A 16,836-nucleotide genomic window follows, 5' to 3' on the forward strand; every position below is an offset into this window, starting at 1 on the left:
TTGAAAAAGTAGGTGGCCGACTCGGTAGCTCAGCTGGTAGAGCAATACACTTTTAATGTATGGGTCCTGGGTTCGAATCCCAGCCGGGTCACAAACTAAAAAGCTGCTGTTTTTAGTAGTTTTTACAAAAAATAATTTACTTGAAAAAGTAGGTGGCCGACTCGGTAGCTCAGCTGGTAGAGCAATACACTTTTAATGTATGGGTCCTGGGTTCGAATCCCAGCCGGGTCACAAATGAAAAGAACTACAATTTTGTAGTTCTTTTTTGTTTTATACTGTATATTTCATGACAGTAACTTTTGATATTTTTGATCAGCAAAAGCACCAAAGACAAACTTTTCAACAGTTTGATTTTCAATATCAGTTTCCATTCTGAGTTTCTCAGTGTTCATCGCTTCCTGATAGGTGGCTTCAAAGGATTCAGGGAATTGTTCAAGGCTTTCCAGACGGATCGTTCGATACATTGAACTCTCATAGGATAAAAGTTTCCGATATTCAATATTAATGTTGGATTTTATGATGATAATTTAAAGTTATTTTTTTTAATATGTGAATATAGTTTAGTGTTTTATATTTAATAAGTTAAAATTATACATAGTTTTTCGAATGTTGTACAGAAAATGTAACACTTTAAACTTCAGGTAGTCTTATTATATAGATATTGATGATATAAATTATGTATATTTATATCATGAATTAAAGAGAATATCAAATTATTGACAGGTTTTTTAACTTATCCATAAAAAATGCATAAGTAGGTATATGAAAATACCATTGAAAAGAAAAAAGTAAATTAAAAACTAGTTATTATTAAAAATATTGTAACATATTCAATACTCATAAAAGAGATGATGATCTGTGCAATGAGCATAGGTATATTGTGGTGTATTGTCTCATGTAATAAGAACTCTCAGGACAAAGAGAGGGATAAGTTTGACTCTGTTCTGATAAAAAAGAGTGCAGACTTACAGCTTGGAGGTGAGTACGAAGCACTTATTGAACTTAATGTTGAGTATCTGAAAAAAGCAAACAAAATGAGATATAAAGAAGGAATTGCCCTTTGTTATCTTAATATGGCAGAGGTAAATATTTCTGCAGGAAACTATGAGAAAGCTTTATTTTTTTTCAATAAGGCAGAAAACGACCTGAAAAATTCAGAAAATGGTTTTCATAAGGCAGCTTTCTATGATGATTATAGTCTGTATTATTCTCATCTTAAGTTGCATGATAAAGCCATAACATATAATAGTAAAGCATTTTTATATCTAAAAGAAGCAAAAGATTCAGAACTTAAAAGAAAACTTCTTCCCAGGCTTCATATCAATAAAGGTATTAATTATATTTTTAAAGGATGGTATGGAACTTCTCTGAAATCCTTTCTAAAGGGAAATGCATTGGAAAACTCAGCATATAGTAACTGTATGGTTGCTCAATACTATCTATTCAGGCACCAAACGGATTCTGCAGAGGTATATATTAAACGGGCGGATGAAAAGATGCTCAGCCAAAAGACAAGTGATGCAGAATCTCTATGGGTGTATTATACCATGGGATACTACTATAATGAGGTAAATAATAATGAACAGGCAGAAAAGGCACTTAAAAAAGCTCTTGAAATCAATATTAAAACAAGACGTACTTATTCTTCACATATCCAAAATGTTTATAAATCTCTTGCAGAGCTTTACAAAAAAAAGAATGATGGAGGTAAAGCTTATTACTACTTGAGAAAATATATGGAAGAGGAAGGGCGTTTGGATGTGGCACGCCTCGATACAATGAATAAAGCAACGGAGAATTTTATTTCCGAGCTAAAGCCTGAGTCTGACTGGCACAGAAGTGATTTGCCTCTGGCTATTGCGCTATCCATCACTGCATTAACTGTTTCCGGTATATATGTTCAGAAAACAATTAAAACTCAAAGGCTCAGAAAAAGAGCTTTAAAGGAAGAAACAGAAGAATTGAAAAGCCATGTAAGAGCAAAAATGCTGAAGGAAGTGACTGAGCTCGCCCAAAAAAACGATTCCTCATTCCTGATGAAATTTAAAGACCTGCATCCGGATTTTATAAATACTCTTTTAAAAATCAATCCGGATCTTGAAAACTCTGAGCTTACCTTTTGTGCCATGCTGAAACTTCATTTTTCATCCAAAGAAATTGCCGATTATACCTTTGTACAGCACAGATCTGTTCAACAAAAAAAATACAGAATAAGGAAAAGACTTAATATTCCCGGAGAAGAGGACATTTATGTTTTTTTTGATAAAATTAGCAGTTAAAAGAATAATGAACTAATGCTGTTATGTGCAATTTAAAAAAATGTAATACCGCTTTGTTTAAAAAGTCATTTTTTAATCTTAATTTATACAAAAATTCAGTTAAAGGAAAAAGCATTATGATCCGCGTTTTACTTTTTATTGTACCCATTATTCTGATGTCTTGTAACCCGAATTCCAGGGAATACGAAAAAAGCTTTGACATCCCTTTAATGAAGCAAAATGAAGAATTCAGATTAGCTGGACAATATGATTCTTTGGTTGATCTTAATAAAAAATACTACAAAATAGCAGAGAAAATAGGGTATGAAGATGGTAAAGCTTTATGTTATATAAATTTAGCGAGAGTCAATATATCCCTGGAAAATTATCAAAAATCCAATATTCTTTTTAATAATGCTCAGGAAATTCTGGAAAAATCAGACAATCCTTTGCATAAAGCTATATTTTACAATTATTACGGTAGACTTAATTCTGAGCTGAGAAGAATTGATAAAGCATTTGAGTACAATAATGAGGCATTAAAGAATATTGAGAAAAGTGAGGATTCCGAATTAAAAAGGAGAACTCTTTATAATATTTATATAGAACAGGGAGATTATTATACCCAAAAAAAGAATCCCAAGGCTGCTCTGGAATATTTTCAGGAAGCAAGAAAATTTGATAAAACCGGTATTGCAGATTGTACAATAAGTGATTATATATACATGCATAAAAATAAGGATTCAACTTATAAATATATAACAAGTGCTTATCATAAAATGATTGTCAGAAATAAAGAGGATGCTATTGCTCTTAATATTCATACAATTATGGGGGAATATTACCTTTATTATAATGAACATGATAAGGCAGAAAAAGAATTTTTAAGGGCTTTGGAGATTGATAAAAAAACCAGACATATTTTTGCTCAGTATACAAAGTATATTTATAATGATCTTAGGACTTTATATGAAATAACAGGAGATAAAGAAAAAGCTTACTTTTATCTGAATGCTTACACTGAAGCAAAAAATAAGACCAATGCAGCATTATTGGCAACCATTAATCAGGATATGGAATCTTTTATTTCAGTATCAAAAACTGATGCTGAACAACATAGAAGTAAGGTTCAATGGGTTATTTTTCTGTCTCTTGCAGGACTTTCTTTACTGGCAGTCTATTCGTGGAGAATCATCAATATTTTGAGGAAAAGAAAGGCTGACCTGAGATCTGAGGCTGAAAACCTGAAAAACAGGATTCATGATAACAGGCAGGAAGAAATCATTGAGATGGCCAAAAGGAATGATTCTGGATTTCTTATTTGTTTTAAAGAAGTATATCCTGGATATATAGAACAACTTTTAGCCATTAACTCTAACCTTGAAACTTCAGAGCTGGTTTTCTGTGCCATGCTGAAGCTGCATTTTACTTCTAAGGAAATTGCCAATTATACACTTGTTCAGCATAGAACCATTCAGCAGAAAAAATACAGGATCCGGAAAAAAATGAATATTCCCACAGAAACAGATATTTATGTTTTCTTTGATCGTATTAAATGATTAATGAACGTTGTTCTTAATAAAAAAATTATCTCTCTCTTAGATTAAGATAATAAAAACATCATATTCCGTGTCTTTCTTTACTTGTTACTTCTTTTTTTATTTCATGCAGTTTTGATGAAGAAGGGAAGATTCCGGACGCTGGGAGAGTATGATTCTCTGGCTACTCTAAACAAAAATTATTAGCGGCAGACGGAAAAGTGAAGTATAAGGCCAGAAAAGCTTTATGCGGTGTGAATTGGGTGTTCTGTGCTCTGCTGAAACTTCATTTTACTTCCAAGAAAATTGCCCAGCTATGCTTCTATCCAGCACCGGACTGTTCAATAGAAAAAATATAGAAGCAGAAAACAGTTTAACCTTCCAACAGAAACCAATATTTTGATCAGTTTTTTGATGACTTAATGTAGAAAAAAAACTGTCTGATGCATCACATCAGACAGTGTTTCGAAATGTTTTTTTTTCGCCACCTGAATTTTCTTAGTGGTCTTGAGTCCAAATATGAAAATTTTTAATCAAATAATAAAAAATAGGTCTACTACACGAGTACTACAGATCATGTTTTTGTGTTTAATACATTGAAAATCAATCTATTGATTATTTTGTGTGTTTTTGATGTTAATGCATATGAATTTTAGGAAGCTCTATGAAATGAAGTCCTAAGAATATAAGATATGAACTATTTCAAAAGAACTTTTTGTATTTTTTATCTAAACATTTCCTATTATGTTCTATTTATAAAAGTAGTATTTACTTTTTTTGTTTGATTATAGTTGTTTGATAATCAGTGCTGTGTGTTAGTGCTGTACAAGTGTAGTAGGTGTTTTTTTTACTTTTTTCGATTTAAAATATAGATTTGTAACCGTATCTCGAACGTGATGTGATGAATGATTAAAGTTTTTGAGATGATATAACTTGCTAATATAAAGGAAAGTATGTGGTGATTATCAAAAACGATAAAACACTTACAATACAGTTAATTAAAAAATAAAGCACAAATGGGGACTCCGGTAAAGGAATCTACCGGAGATAAAAGTAGCATTTAATTTAGTTGGGAAATAGCTGTCTCAATATTTGAGGCAGCTATTTAATCCGCAAATTATGTTGAGTACATTTTTTAATCATATTTTTTTAAACACAAATGATAGAAAATGAAAGATACTATGATTCAGGATGTTCATATATAGTACATTATGTATATCCTGAAGCATTGGCTGATAAAGCAATGTTTTTTACAGTTGAAGTGTTTAGGGTTTCATTATGTTATCAGAAGAAAGCTGTTGTATTGGCTGAAATCTCGTATAAAACTCTGAAATCAGTGCTTTGTTTAGTATGGTGTATGTTACAGTAATGATGAAACTTTAAAAATATAGTTATAAGAATAAAAAAACACACAAAATAGACCAATCCAAAAACACAAATGAATCTCCAAAATCAGGATCTTAAAAGGAGAGAAGAAATATTTATTTTTTTAGAGGGAAAAACGGCTGTCTCAGTTGAGGCAGCCTTTTTATTATAAAGTTAGGAAGATGGAGCAGGGAAGCAGGAAGTTATTGTGATGTATAAAACAATGATATTGTGACAACCTAAGGAAATTTTGAATTTTATTCTTCCAGTTTTTTATCTTAAATGTCCGTTAAAGAACTCCAGCATGGTTGCTAAGGCCGTTTCAGAATGCATACGCTCTCCGTTTTCAAGAGATTCTTTGGTTGCATCTGCAGCTCGTTTCTGCATATGGATTTCATAATGGGAAATAGCTTCCTGTAAAGAGGTATAGCGGCTATCTGTTAAATGTTCACTGAGTTCCAGGGCATCAAGCATTGCCATATTGGCTCCTTCTCCCGCAAATGGAGGCATAACATGGGCAGCATCACCCATTAAAGTTATATTTGATTTTGTTTCCCAGCTTTGATTCAATGGCATAGCATAGATAGGACGGGGAATGAAAGGAGTAGCAGCATTTTCAAACAGTTCATGCCATATTTCATTCCATTCCGGGTATTCTGTTTTAAACCATTGAAGAATGGCTGTATTATCTGAGAAATCCAGTTCGGAATTTGCTGCCCAGTTTTCATCAGCTTTAAAGCTTGCATAAAATCCAAGATCACCATTTTCCTTTTGGCCCATCAGTATATTTTTAGAATTCCCAAAGGCCATTATTTTCCCACCATTAATCAATGCATTGATACGGGGAGCATGTTGTTTCGAAACAATTCCTTCCAGCATAATAACTCCCGAATACACCGGTTTGTTACCTGTGAGATAAGGACGGATCTTGGAATGAGCTCCATCTGCAGCAATCACAAGGTCTGCATAAGCCGATGTCCTGTTTTTAAAATGAATCAACCAGCCCTCGTTTTGAGGTTCCATGGAGATAAAGTGACTGTCCCATACAACGGTGTCCTGCTGAAGAGATTCCAGCAACATATTTCTCAAAGGCCCACGATCTATTTCAGGACGGAAATGCTCAGCTCCGAAATCCTCGTCTGGTTTGGTATCATGGTCACTGAATAGAATTTCAGCCTGTTCATTCATGATAAGTGTTTTATCTGCCCCGGGGCGGAATGTCTTTTTAAATTCTTCTAGTAAATCAGCTTTACTTATGGCTGCCAGTCCTGAATTTTCATGCATATCAAGGGGAGAACCTTGCACACGTGCTTCTTTATTTAAGTCTCTTTCGTATACTTTTACATGGGCATTTTTAAGCTGTAAAAGTCTTGCCAGTGTCAATCCGGCAGAGCCACCACCTACGATAGCTATTGATATATTGTCTATCAGCATTGTATTTAAATTTTACAGGACAAAATTACTGTCCCTTCAGCACTGATAATAGTATAAATCGGTCATCTTTATTTTTGGATAATTCTTTGGGAGCAACACCAGAAAATTTTTTAACCTCCTTAATGAAATGATTCTGATCTGTATAATTAAGTTCCGGAAATAATCTGCCTTGTGCAATATGCTCTAAAGAAGCTCTGAAACGTAAGATCGTAGAATAGGCCTTTAAAGACAGGCCCAGTTGCTTTGTAAAATAACGATTGATCTGCCTGCTGTTCCAGTTCACTTTTTCAGACAGTTCTTTCACGCTCATTTCGCCTTTTGATGCATAGATCAGCTTAAAAAGCTTACGTTTTTTCTCATCTGTTTTCTGGGGAATAAGTTCCTTTATCTTTTGTATTGCTTTGGTACAGCAAAGTTCAAAATTCTGTAAATCATCAGCTTTAAAGTTCCAGAAATCCTTGGGAAGCTCTTTTGTTGTATTAAGTATGTCGGCAATGGTTGTATTTAAAATATATTCAACGGCAATAGGTTTAAAACTGACAACAAAAGCCTGTGTTTGTGGCAGAATCTGCCTTTGTTCAGGATATGTTTCCAATCCGATAAGAGCCACCTGAAAAGGTTCCGAAGAAGATTGTATAAAAAATAAATCAACCCTTCCATCCGGAATAATAACCACTTCCTTCGCCTCATCCGACCGGTTATGGAAAGTCCCCAGATTTTCTACAAAATCTGCAATACTTTGATCTGGTTCAATGAAATGAAACTGAAAGTCACGATCCATAATAAATAAAAGGGAGTAATATTCTTTAACAGATTAAATTACAAAAATATGCCTAATCCCAGATAAATTATTATTTAAATTAGGTTGAACCAAAATCATATGCCTAAATGAAACCTGTTTATTAGTAGCTCAAAGTCTATGCGCTTATGTAGTTTAATTTTCCACCACATAAGGACACCGAAAATATCACAGGATTTTAAAAATATTTGCGCATTTGTGGGCTTAAAATATACCTGAATATATAAGAAATATACCTGTTTTAATACTTTAAACCAGTCTATTTTTGTGGGTATAACGTAAAAGATTATGAAAGCAATCGTATTGGAACAGTTCGGTGGAACAGAGCATCTTGTTGAAAAAGAAATTGAAAAACCGGGCATCAAAGATCATGAAGTTCTTGTTAAGGTAAAAGCCTTCAGTATCAATCCTGTAGATGTTAAAGTACGGGGTAGAAAGGCTCCACTAGCAGAAAGTCTAGCTCAATATAATCCGTTGATTTTAGGTTGGGATATTTCCGGAGTGATTGTTGAAGCAGGAAGTGAAATCACTTCATGTAAGATCGGAGATGAAGTCTTTGGGATGGTTAATTTTGCCGGACACGGTAAAGCCTATGCTGAATACGTAGCAGTTCCGGCAGAACATTTAGCAGTTAAGCCTAAAAATGTTACACATACTGAAGCGGCGGCCAGCACTTTGGCAGCATTGACTGCCTGGCAGGCTTTTGACAGTTATGGTAAGCTAAGATCAACTTACTCAATAAAAGATCATCATTTCGAAAAATAGTCTTCTTCAAGAATGGCATATTCGTAGTTATCGCTCCATCCGCTTTGTAAGGGAAGTAATTTTCTGCGATGTGCTTCCCTTATCATTCCACATTTTTCCATAACTTTATAAGAGGCAATATTATCAATAGCGCAGCCTGCTTCAATTCTATGGAGTTTTAAATCTTCAAAACCAAATTGGATGATTCTTTCAAGTGCTTCGGTTGCATACCCTTTTCCCCATGTGTCAGGGCTAAGTTTATACCATGTTTCTGCATTTTTGTAATGAAGCTTAATAAGATCAATACCAATAATGCCTACAAATGTATGGTGAATGGTTGTCTCTATTAAAAAAGTAAACTTTTTCTGGTTTTGTCCGGATTCTGTTTCTGATTTCCAGATATCGATTAACTTTTGGGTTTCTGCTATATCTTCAGAGTAAGAACTAGGATTAAATAATGTACTTTCAGGCCTTAATAACATTTCATGTACATTAGAAGTATCGTTTTCGTTGAATGCTCGCAAGATTAACCGCTTGGATTCCAACATAAGGTGATTCATTTTAATAATCTATTTTTTGATTGAATATGGAAAAGCAAGATATAAATAATAATTAGCATTTAGTCTTGGAAAGCTGTTTGAAATATAAATGCAGTTAGAGAAATCATATTTTTTATAATTACGGTTTCCCATAAGTTACATATCGGGGCGTTGCCTAATATTGCAATATAATCCCATATTGACCATGGAAATTGTATTCATTATTATTTTGATCCTATTGGTGTTTTATGCATTCGGAGCATCAGGAAAATTAAAAAAGGAAATTCTTAAAAAAGACAATCAGATTGCAACGTTAAGTAGAGAAAACAGCCAATTAAAGGCTGATGTATCCAAACTTCAAATGGATAAAGTGACTTTGACTAAAAAAATAGCAGAGTTGCTACAGCATAATGATGCTAGCTGGTGTTTCACATTTGTTACAATAAGATAAAGAATAATAATACTCCATTGGTTTTCATGAAAACAGATAGGGTTTCCCATATGGGTTAGTAGCAAAGTCTCTATATTTGAATGATGTAACGCATTATAAATGTTTTATGATGCCAATGAAAAAGAAGAATAATATGCAAGAAGAGAAAATTGACTTTTTACACCATAATGAGTCAGCATGGAACAAACAGGCATTGGAACAGAACGAATGGTCGCAGGCTGTAAGTACAGAACTCATCAATGATGCAAAAGAAGGAAAATGGGAAGTACACCTTACGCCAAAGCCTTTAAATAAAGCATGGTTGGGAGAGGTTAAAGGAAAGAAAATTTTGTGTCTGGCATCAGCTGGAGGACAACAGGCTCCGGTATTGGCTGCTATAGGTGCCGAGGTTGTTGTTTTTGATATTTCGGAAGAGCAGTTGAGACAGGATGAAAGGGTAGCAGAGCGCGACGGATTATCTTTGAAAACCGTTCAGGGAGATATGAGAGACCTGAGCGCTTTTGAAGATGAGTCTTTTGATATGGTTTTTCATCCCATATCCAATCATTATGTGGAAGATGTAAATCCTGTATGGAGAGAAGCCTACAGAGTATTGAAAAAAGGTGGCTCTTTATTGTCCAGTTTTTTCAATCCGGTTGTCTTTGTAGCAGAACGCAATCCACAGGATATGGCAGACGGAATTATCAGACCTAAATATACTTTGCCTTATGCAGATATCAGAGACCTGGATCAGGAGCAGATTGCCCGGAAAATGGAGAATCAGGAAGCTTTGGTATTTGGACATACTCTTTCAGATCTGATTGGCGGACAAATGAAAGCTGGTTTTGTTATTGAAGACTTTACAGAAGAAATGCAACCAAATCCAAGGTTTTTAATAGATAAATTCCTGCCAACTTTTATGGCGACAAAGGCTGTTAAATTAAGCTAAGAGTTTTAAACTTCTAATATTTGCTGAGAGTATAATTGAAGACATAATCGTTCCCCTTCCTCGGAGGGGCGGCAAAAGTTCAAAGAATTTTTGGCGGGGTGTTTCCTCAACAGATCTTCGATGTATATTTTAAACCAAATTCACAGAATTATCCCTATTTTAGACGGCTAAAAATAGATAGCGCTGTAATTTCCAATGGATAAATCATCGATTAATAATTATTTCCATTCCCTGTTCAGTATCAAAGATGAAGTGGTGGAGAAAATCACGGAAACCTTCAAATCTTTTGATGTTAAGGCTAATGCTGTTTTACTGGATCAAAATACCATCAGTACCAAGACCTATTTTCTGGAAAAAGGATACGTTCGTTCCTATCTGCTGAATGAGGATAATGAGGAAATTACCACCAATATTTACGCTGCACCGTGTTTTGTGAACGATTTTTTATCCTTTTTCAGACAGCAGCCAACCAAAGAAATCTATCAGGCTGTTACAGACTGTACATTCTGGGAAACCGGATTGGAAAACGTGCAATATAACTTTCACAATATTCCTGAATTCAGAGAGTTCAGCAGGCTTCTTTTTGTCCTGAATTATCACAATATTCACGACAGACTGATTGAAATGGCAAGCCAGAAAGCTTCAACACGTTATGCTAATCTGATGAAGAAAGATCCGGATATTTTTCAACATGTTCCGTTGAAGATTATTGCTTCTTACTTAGGAATTAAGGACAGTTCATTAAGCAGAATCCGAAGAGACATTAATAAGTAAAAGGCTGGAAGCTGGAAGAGGGAGGCTGGAAGTTATTGCAGACGGAGTATTCATGATGATTTTTTATTTAATTGAGTATTTGTAAAGGTTGGAAGCGGGAAGCTGGGAGTTATTGCATACGGATAGTTTATGATGATTTTTATTTAATTAAGCATATATCAAATCTGCAGTGTACAATTTTATCGTAGATAAAATTTTTGCGCCTTAAAAATATTCTCAGTATCCAAAATCATTTGCGCCTTCGCAATTTCCAACAAACTCATTCATATAACAAGAAAATCTTTAAAAGTAGAGTAAAACTTATTTTAGGACCTCCATAACTCCCAGCTTCCAGCCTCCTTCTTCCAATCTTAGCCTCCAAATTATCATTTCTTTTCATTTGTCAAGTGATAGATTGAAATTTGTCATCCATCTTTGCTAAAAATAATTTCATGAACAAAAAACATATAGTAGTTGTCGGATTAGGAGGTGTAGGTGGATATTTCGGGTTTAAAATTAACCAGAGTAATGAGACTTCCGGAAAATATACTGTTTCCTTTGTAGCAAGGGGAGAAACTTATGATAAAGTAAAAGAAAACGGATTAATTTTACTTTCACCGGAACACCCCAATGATCGCACCCATCCGAATGGAATAGAACAGAATATCAGTGATATTAAAAATCCTGATCTTGTCCTGATCTGTGTAAAGGAATATGATCTGGAGAATGTCTGCAGACAGCTGAAAGAGGTCATCACTAAAGATACAATATTACTTCCTATGATGAATGGAGCAGATATTTACGACAGAATCCGAAAAGTAATTCCGAATCATGTTATTCTGCCAACCTGTATTTATGTAGCTTCTCATATTAAAGAAAGAGGAACGGTGGAACATAAAGGAAAAGCAGGAAAGATGATTGTAGGAAGAGATCCGGAGCATTTTTCCACTGATATTGCATGGGTAACAGATCTTCTTCAGGAAAGCAAAATTGATTTTGATTTTAAAGACAATTCTACAACAGATATCTGGACTAAGTTTATCTTCATTGCAAGCTTCGGACTGGTAACTGCTAAGTACAATTCATCCATAGGAACCGTTTGTACTGATGAGCTGCAGAAACAGGAAGCAACAGAAATTATGAAGGAAATAAAACGGATTGCAGGTCAAAAAGAAATTCATCTTTCCGAAGATATTATAGAGAAAACCTTTGAAAAAGCGTCTACATTTCCTTTTGAAACGCCAACATCTTTACAGCTGGATATTCATTCCGGAAAAAAAGAGAATGAACTGGAACTGTTTGCCGGAGCGGTTTTGAAATATGGTGCAGAGGTGAGTATTGAGACTCCTTATACTCAGAAAATCTACAGTGAGATTAAAGGGAAATAGGTAAGCAAAATCAAAAAGAAATTATAAAGAGGCTGTCTCAAAAGTGTCATTCTGAACGAAATGAAATGTAGTGAAGAATCTCATGTATTTGTTTATCAAAGAGATTCTTCCTTCGTCAGAATGACAAAAGCCAAATTATTTGACTTTTGAGACAGCCTCTTTATTTATAAAAGCAGAATAGGCATAGTAATTTGTAGCTTTGAATTAAGCTCCGTGCATGAATTGCTGTCGATCCAATAATACTTCTTCTGTTTCTTTATGATCCGGATCATCAATACAGCAGTCTACCGGACATACCGCCTTACACTGAGGCTCTTCATGAAAACCTTTACATTCTGTACATTTTCCGGAAACAATATAATAAACATCATCAGAAACTGCCTGATTGTAGGTATCTGCGTCTGCTTCTGTACCATCCGGGAAGGTGATATGCCCTGAGAGTTTCGTTTTATCCTGCCAACGCCAGTCGATGGCTCCTTCGTAAATGGCTGAATTAGGGCATTCAGGTTCACAGGCACCACAGTTGATGCAGTCATCTGTTATTTTAATAGCCATATTCTTTATTTTTAAAATGTTGTAAAAAAGGGATTCCTTCAACATTGAACTGTTTTAGAAATCCCTACTAAACTTAATTAAAACAGTTCCAACAATTTATTACATCATAAACTGTGCAAACTTGTATTTTGAATCTGTTAATCTGCCGCAATCTCTATGGAAAGGCCATCCATTTGGGCGGTCAGATAGATTTGACATGCTAACCTGCTGGTTTCCTTGGAAGTGAAGAGCTCTGAAAGAAGAGCATCCTCCACATCATTTTTTTCAGGCAATGACGGTTCATTGTTCAGAATAAAACAATGGCAGGTGGCACATATTGCCATTCCGCCGCACATGGCTTCCATAGGGAGTTCATAGGCTTTACAGATATCTTTTAAAGTGAGTCCCATCTCCAGTGGGCAGATCAGAGTATGTTCAATACCGACCTGATCTGTCACTGTGATTGTAATTTCATCTTTCATGGTTATTAGTCAATTGTTGCTACTACTTGCTTTTCTGCTTGTTTCTTCGTTCCGTCAAAACCTTCGATACCGCTTACCGTAGTATATTTCAGAACAAACTTTTTATTAGGATTCAGTCGCTGGTAAATGCTTTGGCAGGCAATAGCCGCTTCATGGAATCCACATAAGATCAGCTTCATTTTAAAAGGATAGGTATTAATGTCTCCTACAGCATAAATCCCACCGATATTCGTCTGGAAATCTGTGCTGTTATCCACTTTAATGGCATTTTTTTCCAGTTCCAGTCCCCATTCTACTAAAGGGCCAAGTTTAGGAACCAATCCGAACAAAGGAATGAAATAATCTGTTTCAATGGTTTGAATAGCGCCTTCTTTTTCCACCACAATTTCCTGTAGCGAACCTTCTCCTTTAATACCGATAACTTCTGCCGGAGTAATCAGGTTGATTTTTCCTTCATGCTTTAATTTTTTCACCTTTTCCACGGAATCCAGAGCTCCTCTGAATTCATTTCGTCTGTGAATTAAAGTTAATGAGGAAGCTATTTCTGCTAAATGTATCGTCCAGTCCAGAGCAGAATCACCACCACCGGCAATCACCACACGCTTTCCGGTATAATCTTCCGGCCTTTTGATAAAGTAATTAACCCCGCGGTCTTCATACAGAGAAATGTTTTCAATAGGCGGTTTTTTAGGTTCAAAACTTCCGAGACCCCCGGCAATAACTACTGCTTTAGCTCTGTGTTTTGTTCCTTTATCGGTAATCACTTCGAATAGGTTTTCTTCCAATTTCAGAAGATGTACAGCTGTTTCATTGAGAGTGAATCCGGGTTCAAACTGTTTGATCTGTTCATATAAATTATCAACCAGTTCACCAGCCAATACACTCGGGAATCCGGGAATATCAAATATGGGTTTCTTGGGATATAATTCTGATAACTGGCCTCCCATCTGGGGCAATGCATCAATAATATGGCAACGCATTTTGAGAAGGCCGGCTTCAAAAACCGTAAATAACCCTGCAGGGCCGGCACCAATGATCAGTATATCTGTTTCTATCATGTTATGAGTGATTTATTATCGTTTTTTCAATTTTCTTTGTGGTGGCTATGCTGATAAGTTTATCCAATTTACCGGTATAGAATGCTGAGATCTGCTTTGGATTTTCACTATCAAATAATGAAGCTCTGAGAATCGGAACACTGAAGGGAAGCGGCCATGCCCGTAATGACTTGGCAATAGCATCCATCGCATTAATTCCCTGCATAGCCTGTAAACCATCTGCCCAGCATACCAGTCCTATAGTTTTATCGGTTAGATAAGGCTCATAAGAATTAGCGGTCACTTCCAGCCAATCAAGGCAGTTTTTCATCACTCCCGGAATGCTTCCGTGATAGAGTGGAGCCAGCCAGAAGTGAAGATCAGCATCCTGAAATAGTTGAGTCATTCGTTCCACCGCCAAAGGTGTTTTGGTGAGCGTTACATCAAATAAAGGAATCCCGGAATCTGCGAGCGTAAAAATATCAGTGCGGATCCCAAGTGTTTCAAGTTGCTCTGATATATAGGCAGAAATCAATCCGGAAGTGGATTCTGTTCTTCTTTCCAGAGATCCGTTGAATATAATTGCTTTCATTTTGTTTTATTTTTTGAAAATTACTTTTGGAAGTCCTATTTCGCCATACATCAGGCTTTTCACCAAAGGTTTTAAAAGTTCAGTAGCTAATACATAAAGGGCCGGATCATGAGAATTACTTGCCCTTACAACAACTTTCTGATCTTTAAAATGTTTTAGATCTGCATAGATCAGGCGGCGCTTCCAGAGATCAAGCAATACCTTTTCGGAACTGTTTAAATCTACATAAACCGCATAAGGTGATAATTTTTCCATGAGAAGCATATAGGCCCAAGGGGGAATAATAGCATCAGTGGAACAAATAATTCCGACAGCCTTGTTTTGATACACAGAATAATCTACTGCCGAAATGGACTCTTTAAATTCCTTTTCCTTGACAATCATTCCCATAAAAAGATGATCTTTAATATCTAATTCTACAATTTCTGTAGTAGGCTTATAATCTAAAAAGTCAAAAGCAATAATGCCTGAAGCAGCTGCTTTATTGACGAAAACCTGAGTATCCATTGCTTCTGTTTTTATCTTGAAATGTTGTGTGCTATCTTATTTTTGAAAGTGCTTCTTCATATTTTTTCTCTACCGATGCCCAGTCTAATACAGACCAGAATGAATCCAGATAATCTGCTCTTTTGTTCTGATAAGCCAGATAATAGGCATGTTCCCAAACATCGATTCCAAGGATTGGAAAACCTCTGTTCACCGGAAGAACATCCATCATAGGATTGTCCTGATTAGGAGTAGAGCTTACCGCAAGAGAGCCATTAAATTTTACATACAACCAAACCCAGCCGGATCCGAATTGTCCAAGCCCGGCCTTTTTCATTTCTGCCTTAAGATCTTCAAGGCTTCCAAAAGTGGAGATGATAGCTTCATTGAGTTTTCCTTCGGGAGTTAATTTTGGTTGTGGAGAAAGGATTTCCCAAAATAAAGAATGGTTGAAGTGCCCACCGCCATTATTTCTCACTGCCGGACTGTATTCGCTGATTCTTTGTAGTAAGGAATCAAGATCCGGATTGGTTTCATTGGTTTGTTCCAGTGCTGCATTCAGGTTATCTACATAAGCCTGATGGTGGCGCTGGTGGTGAATAGTCATTGTATTTTTATCTATAAATGGCTCCAGTGCTTCATACGCATAGGATAACTGAGGTAGTGTAAATGGTTTCATTGCATTTATTTTTGATTAATGTAGGACAAAGGTAGAAATATATTTTAATTAAACAACTTTTTAGTTGTTTTATAGATTGACTGGTTTACGATTTCAAATTGCTGTAAATTAGCTATTTGTGTTTTGTATTTGAAGATTATAGAAAATGACTATCTTTGTTGTTGGAAAATAAAACAACCTAAATATTGTCAAATGAAGAAACCGGCAGCAGATCGCATTCTGATGTTTTTAAAGATGAGAAGGGAAGCCACTTCACTTCTGATTGCTAAAGAATTATCCATCACAAAAGAGGGAGCGAGAAAGCATTTGCTAAACCTTGCAGAGGCCGGATTGATTGAACCGACAATGAAAAGTGAAGGAGTAGGCCGCCCTTCTACTTACTATATTCTTACAGATAAAGGCTTGGCACAGTTTCCGGATACTCATGCGGAAGTAACGGTTCAGCTTTTACAATCTGTAAAAAATTTGTTAGGGGAAAATGCACTGGATTTACTGATTACTGATCGCGAGAAGAGTACTTATGAGCGCTATGAGAAGGTTCTTTCAAAGACCCAAACTTTAGAGCAGCGTCTGGAAGTTCTTACCGAAGCCAGAAGCAAAGAAGGCTATATGGCGGAATGGAAAAAAGAAGGAAAAGACTATTTCCTGATCGAAAACCATTGCCCAATTTGTGCTGCAGCTACTGAATGTCAGGGATTTTGCCGGGCTGAGTTATCCAATTTCCAGTCATTGATTGGGAATGAATATACAGTGGAAAGAGTAGACCACATTATTTCAGGAGGACAGCGGTGCGTGTATAAAATCAGTCAGTAATATATTTCATTATTAA

19 protein-coding genes and 2 tRNA genes are annotated in these 16,836 nt (G+C 35.7%); 11 read left to right on the forward strand and 10 right to left on the reverse strand.

The features are described from left to right. The first annotated feature begins 18 nt into the window (after positions 1-18). Both J2772_RS23190 and J2772_RS23195 read left to right on the forward strand, forming a co-directional pair. Positions 19-91, forward strand: a tRNA-Lys gene (locus tag J2772_RS23190). Between the two features lie 67 nt (positions 92-158). Beyond that, positions 159-231: transfer RNA gene (locus tag J2772_RS23195), tRNA-Lys, on the forward strand. Between the two features lie 53 nt (positions 232-284). On the opposite strand, the gene J2772_RS23200 is transcribed toward J2772_RS23195, so the two are convergent. After that, the gene (locus J2772_RS23200) at positions 285-464 is read right to left on the reverse strand and encodes a hypothetical protein (protein ID WP_209921179.1); all 180 of its coding nucleotides are present in this window, start codon (positions 462-464) and stop codon (positions 285-287) included. Between the two features lie 399 nt (positions 465-863). Here J2772_RS23200 and J2772_RS23205 point away from each other — a divergent pair, with 399 nt between their 5' ends. From J2772_RS23205 to J2772_RS23215, 3 genes are all read left to right on the forward strand, one after another. Continuing rightward, positions 864-2,279, forward strand: a complete 1,416-nt coding sequence (locus tag J2772_RS23205; RefSeq protein ID WP_209921182.1) for a tetratricopeptide repeat protein — start codon at positions 864-866, stop codon at positions 2,277-2,279. Positions 2,280-2,395: 116 nt separating this feature from the next. After that, positions 2,396-3,817, forward strand: coding sequence for a tetratricopeptide repeat protein (locus J2772_RS23210; RefSeq protein ID WP_209921185.1), 1,422 nt, complete (start codon positions 2,396-2,398; stop codon positions 3,815-3,817). 1,138 nt (positions 3,818-4,955) lie between these two features. Next, entirely contained in the window at positions 4,956-5,165 is a 210-nt protein-coding gene (locus tag J2772_RS23215) for a hypothetical protein (protein ID WP_209921188.1), read from the forward strand. Positions 5,166-5,434: 269 nt separating this feature from the next. Here the strand turns inward: J2772_RS23215 and J2772_RS23220 are convergent, their stop codons facing one another. Beyond that, positions 5,435-6,595: an FAD-dependent oxidoreductase gene (locus tag J2772_RS23220; RefSeq protein ID WP_209921191.1), complete on the reverse strand. Its 1,161-nt coding sequence runs from the start codon at positions 6,593-6,595 to the stop codon at positions 5,435-5,437. A 25-nt stretch (positions 6,596-6,620) separates the two neighbouring features. Continuing rightward, positions 6,621-7,376 carry a helix-turn-helix domain-containing protein gene (locus J2772_RS23225; RefSeq protein WP_209921194.1) on the reverse strand — a complete coding sequence of 252 codons (756 nt, stop codon included), beginning with the start codon at positions 7,374-7,376 and terminating at the stop codon, positions 6,621-6,623. Between the two features lie 306 nt (positions 7,377-7,682). Between J2772_RS23225 and J2772_RS23230 the strand changes: the two genes are divergently transcribed. Next, entirely contained in the window at positions 7,683-8,159 is a 477-nt protein-coding gene (locus J2772_RS23230) for an alcohol dehydrogenase catalytic domain-containing protein (protein WP_209921197.1), read from the forward strand. Here the strand turns inward: J2772_RS23230 and J2772_RS23235 are convergent. Beyond that, positions 8,144-8,686: a GNAT family N-acetyltransferase gene (locus J2772_RS23235; RefSeq protein ID WP_245365313.1), complete on the reverse strand. Its 543-nt coding sequence runs from the start codon at positions 8,684-8,686 to the stop codon at positions 8,144-8,146. The genes J2772_RS23230 and J2772_RS23235 overlap by 16 nt on opposite strands. Before the next feature lie 196 nt (positions 8,687-8,882). Here J2772_RS23235 and J2772_RS23240 point away from each other — a divergent pair, with 196 nt between their 5' ends. The 4 genes from J2772_RS23240 to J2772_RS23255 all read left to right on the forward strand — a co-directional run bounded on the left by J2772_RS23240 (position 8,883) and on the right by J2772_RS23255 (position 12,197). Continuing rightward, positions 8,883-9,128 (forward strand): hypothetical protein, encoded by a 246-nt coding sequence (locus J2772_RS23240; protein WP_209921203.1) that lies wholly within the window; start codon positions 8,883-8,885, stop codon positions 9,126-9,128. A gap of 115 nt (positions 9,129-9,243) precedes the next feature. After that, positions 9,244-10,056, forward strand: coding sequence for a class I SAM-dependent methyltransferase (locus J2772_RS23245; protein ID WP_245365314.1), 813 nt, complete (start codon positions 9,244-9,246; stop codon positions 10,054-10,056). A 195-nt stretch (positions 10,057-10,251) separates the two neighbouring features. Next, a complete protein-coding gene (locus tag J2772_RS23250) occupies positions 10,252-10,830 on the forward strand; it encodes a Crp/Fnr family transcriptional regulator (protein WP_209921205.1) in 579 nt (192 codons plus the stop codon). Between the two features lie 431 nt (positions 10,831-11,261). Next, positions 11,262-12,197 carry a ketopantoate reductase family protein gene (locus J2772_RS23255; RefSeq protein WP_209921208.1) on the forward strand — a complete coding sequence of 312 codons (936 nt, stop codon included), beginning with the start codon at positions 11,262-11,264 and terminating at the stop codon, positions 12,195-12,197. A 204-nt stretch (positions 12,198-12,401) separates the two neighbouring features. On the opposite strand, the gene J2772_RS23260 is transcribed toward J2772_RS23255, so the two are convergent. From J2772_RS23260 to J2772_RS23285, 6 genes are all read right to left on the reverse strand, one after another. Next, positions 12,402-12,752 (reverse strand): 4Fe-4S dicluster domain-containing protein, encoded by a 351-nt coding sequence (locus tag J2772_RS23260; protein ID WP_209921211.1) that lies wholly within the window; start codon positions 12,750-12,752, stop codon positions 12,402-12,404. Between the two features lie 137 nt (positions 12,753-12,889). Then, entirely contained in the window at positions 12,890-13,189 is a 300-nt protein-coding gene (locus J2772_RS23265; RefSeq protein WP_209921214.1) for a 2Fe-2S iron-sulfur cluster-binding protein, read from the reverse strand. Positions 13,190-13,218: 29 nt separating this feature from the next. Next, the gene (locus tag J2772_RS23270; protein ID WP_209921217.1) at positions 13,219-14,271 is read right to left on the reverse strand and encodes an NAD(P)/FAD-dependent oxidoreductase; all 1,053 of its coding nucleotides are present in this window, start codon (positions 14,269-14,271) and stop codon (positions 13,219-13,221) included. A gap of 1 nt (position 14,272) precedes the next feature. After that, positions 14,273-14,842 carry an NADPH-dependent FMN reductase gene (locus J2772_RS23275; protein ID WP_209921220.1) on the reverse strand — a complete coding sequence of 190 codons (570 nt, stop codon included), beginning with the start codon at positions 14,840-14,842 and terminating at the stop codon, positions 14,273-14,275. Between the two features lie 6 nt (positions 14,843-14,848). Then, entirely contained in the window at positions 14,849-15,349 is a 501-nt protein-coding gene (locus J2772_RS23280) for a DUF2480 family protein (RefSeq protein ID WP_209921223.1), read from the reverse strand. A 31-nt stretch (positions 15,350-15,380) separates the two neighbouring features. Next, a complete protein-coding gene (locus tag J2772_RS23285; RefSeq protein WP_209921228.1) occupies positions 15,381-16,007 on the reverse strand; it encodes a superoxide dismutase in 627 nt (208 codons plus the stop codon). 192 nt (positions 16,008-16,199) lie between these two features. Between J2772_RS23285 and J2772_RS23290 the strand changes: the two genes are divergently transcribed. Then, entirely contained in the window at positions 16,200-16,820 is a 621-nt protein-coding gene (locus J2772_RS23290) for a helix-turn-helix transcriptional regulator (RefSeq protein WP_209921231.1), read from the forward strand. Positions 16,821-16,836 lie beyond the last annotated feature (16 nt).

Source organism: Chryseobacterium jejuense, assembly GCF_017877355.1.
In the GTDB taxonomy this organism is placed as follows: domain Bacteria; phylum Bacteroidota; class Bacteroidia; order Flavobacteriales; family Weeksellaceae; genus Chryseobacterium; species Chryseobacterium jejuense_A.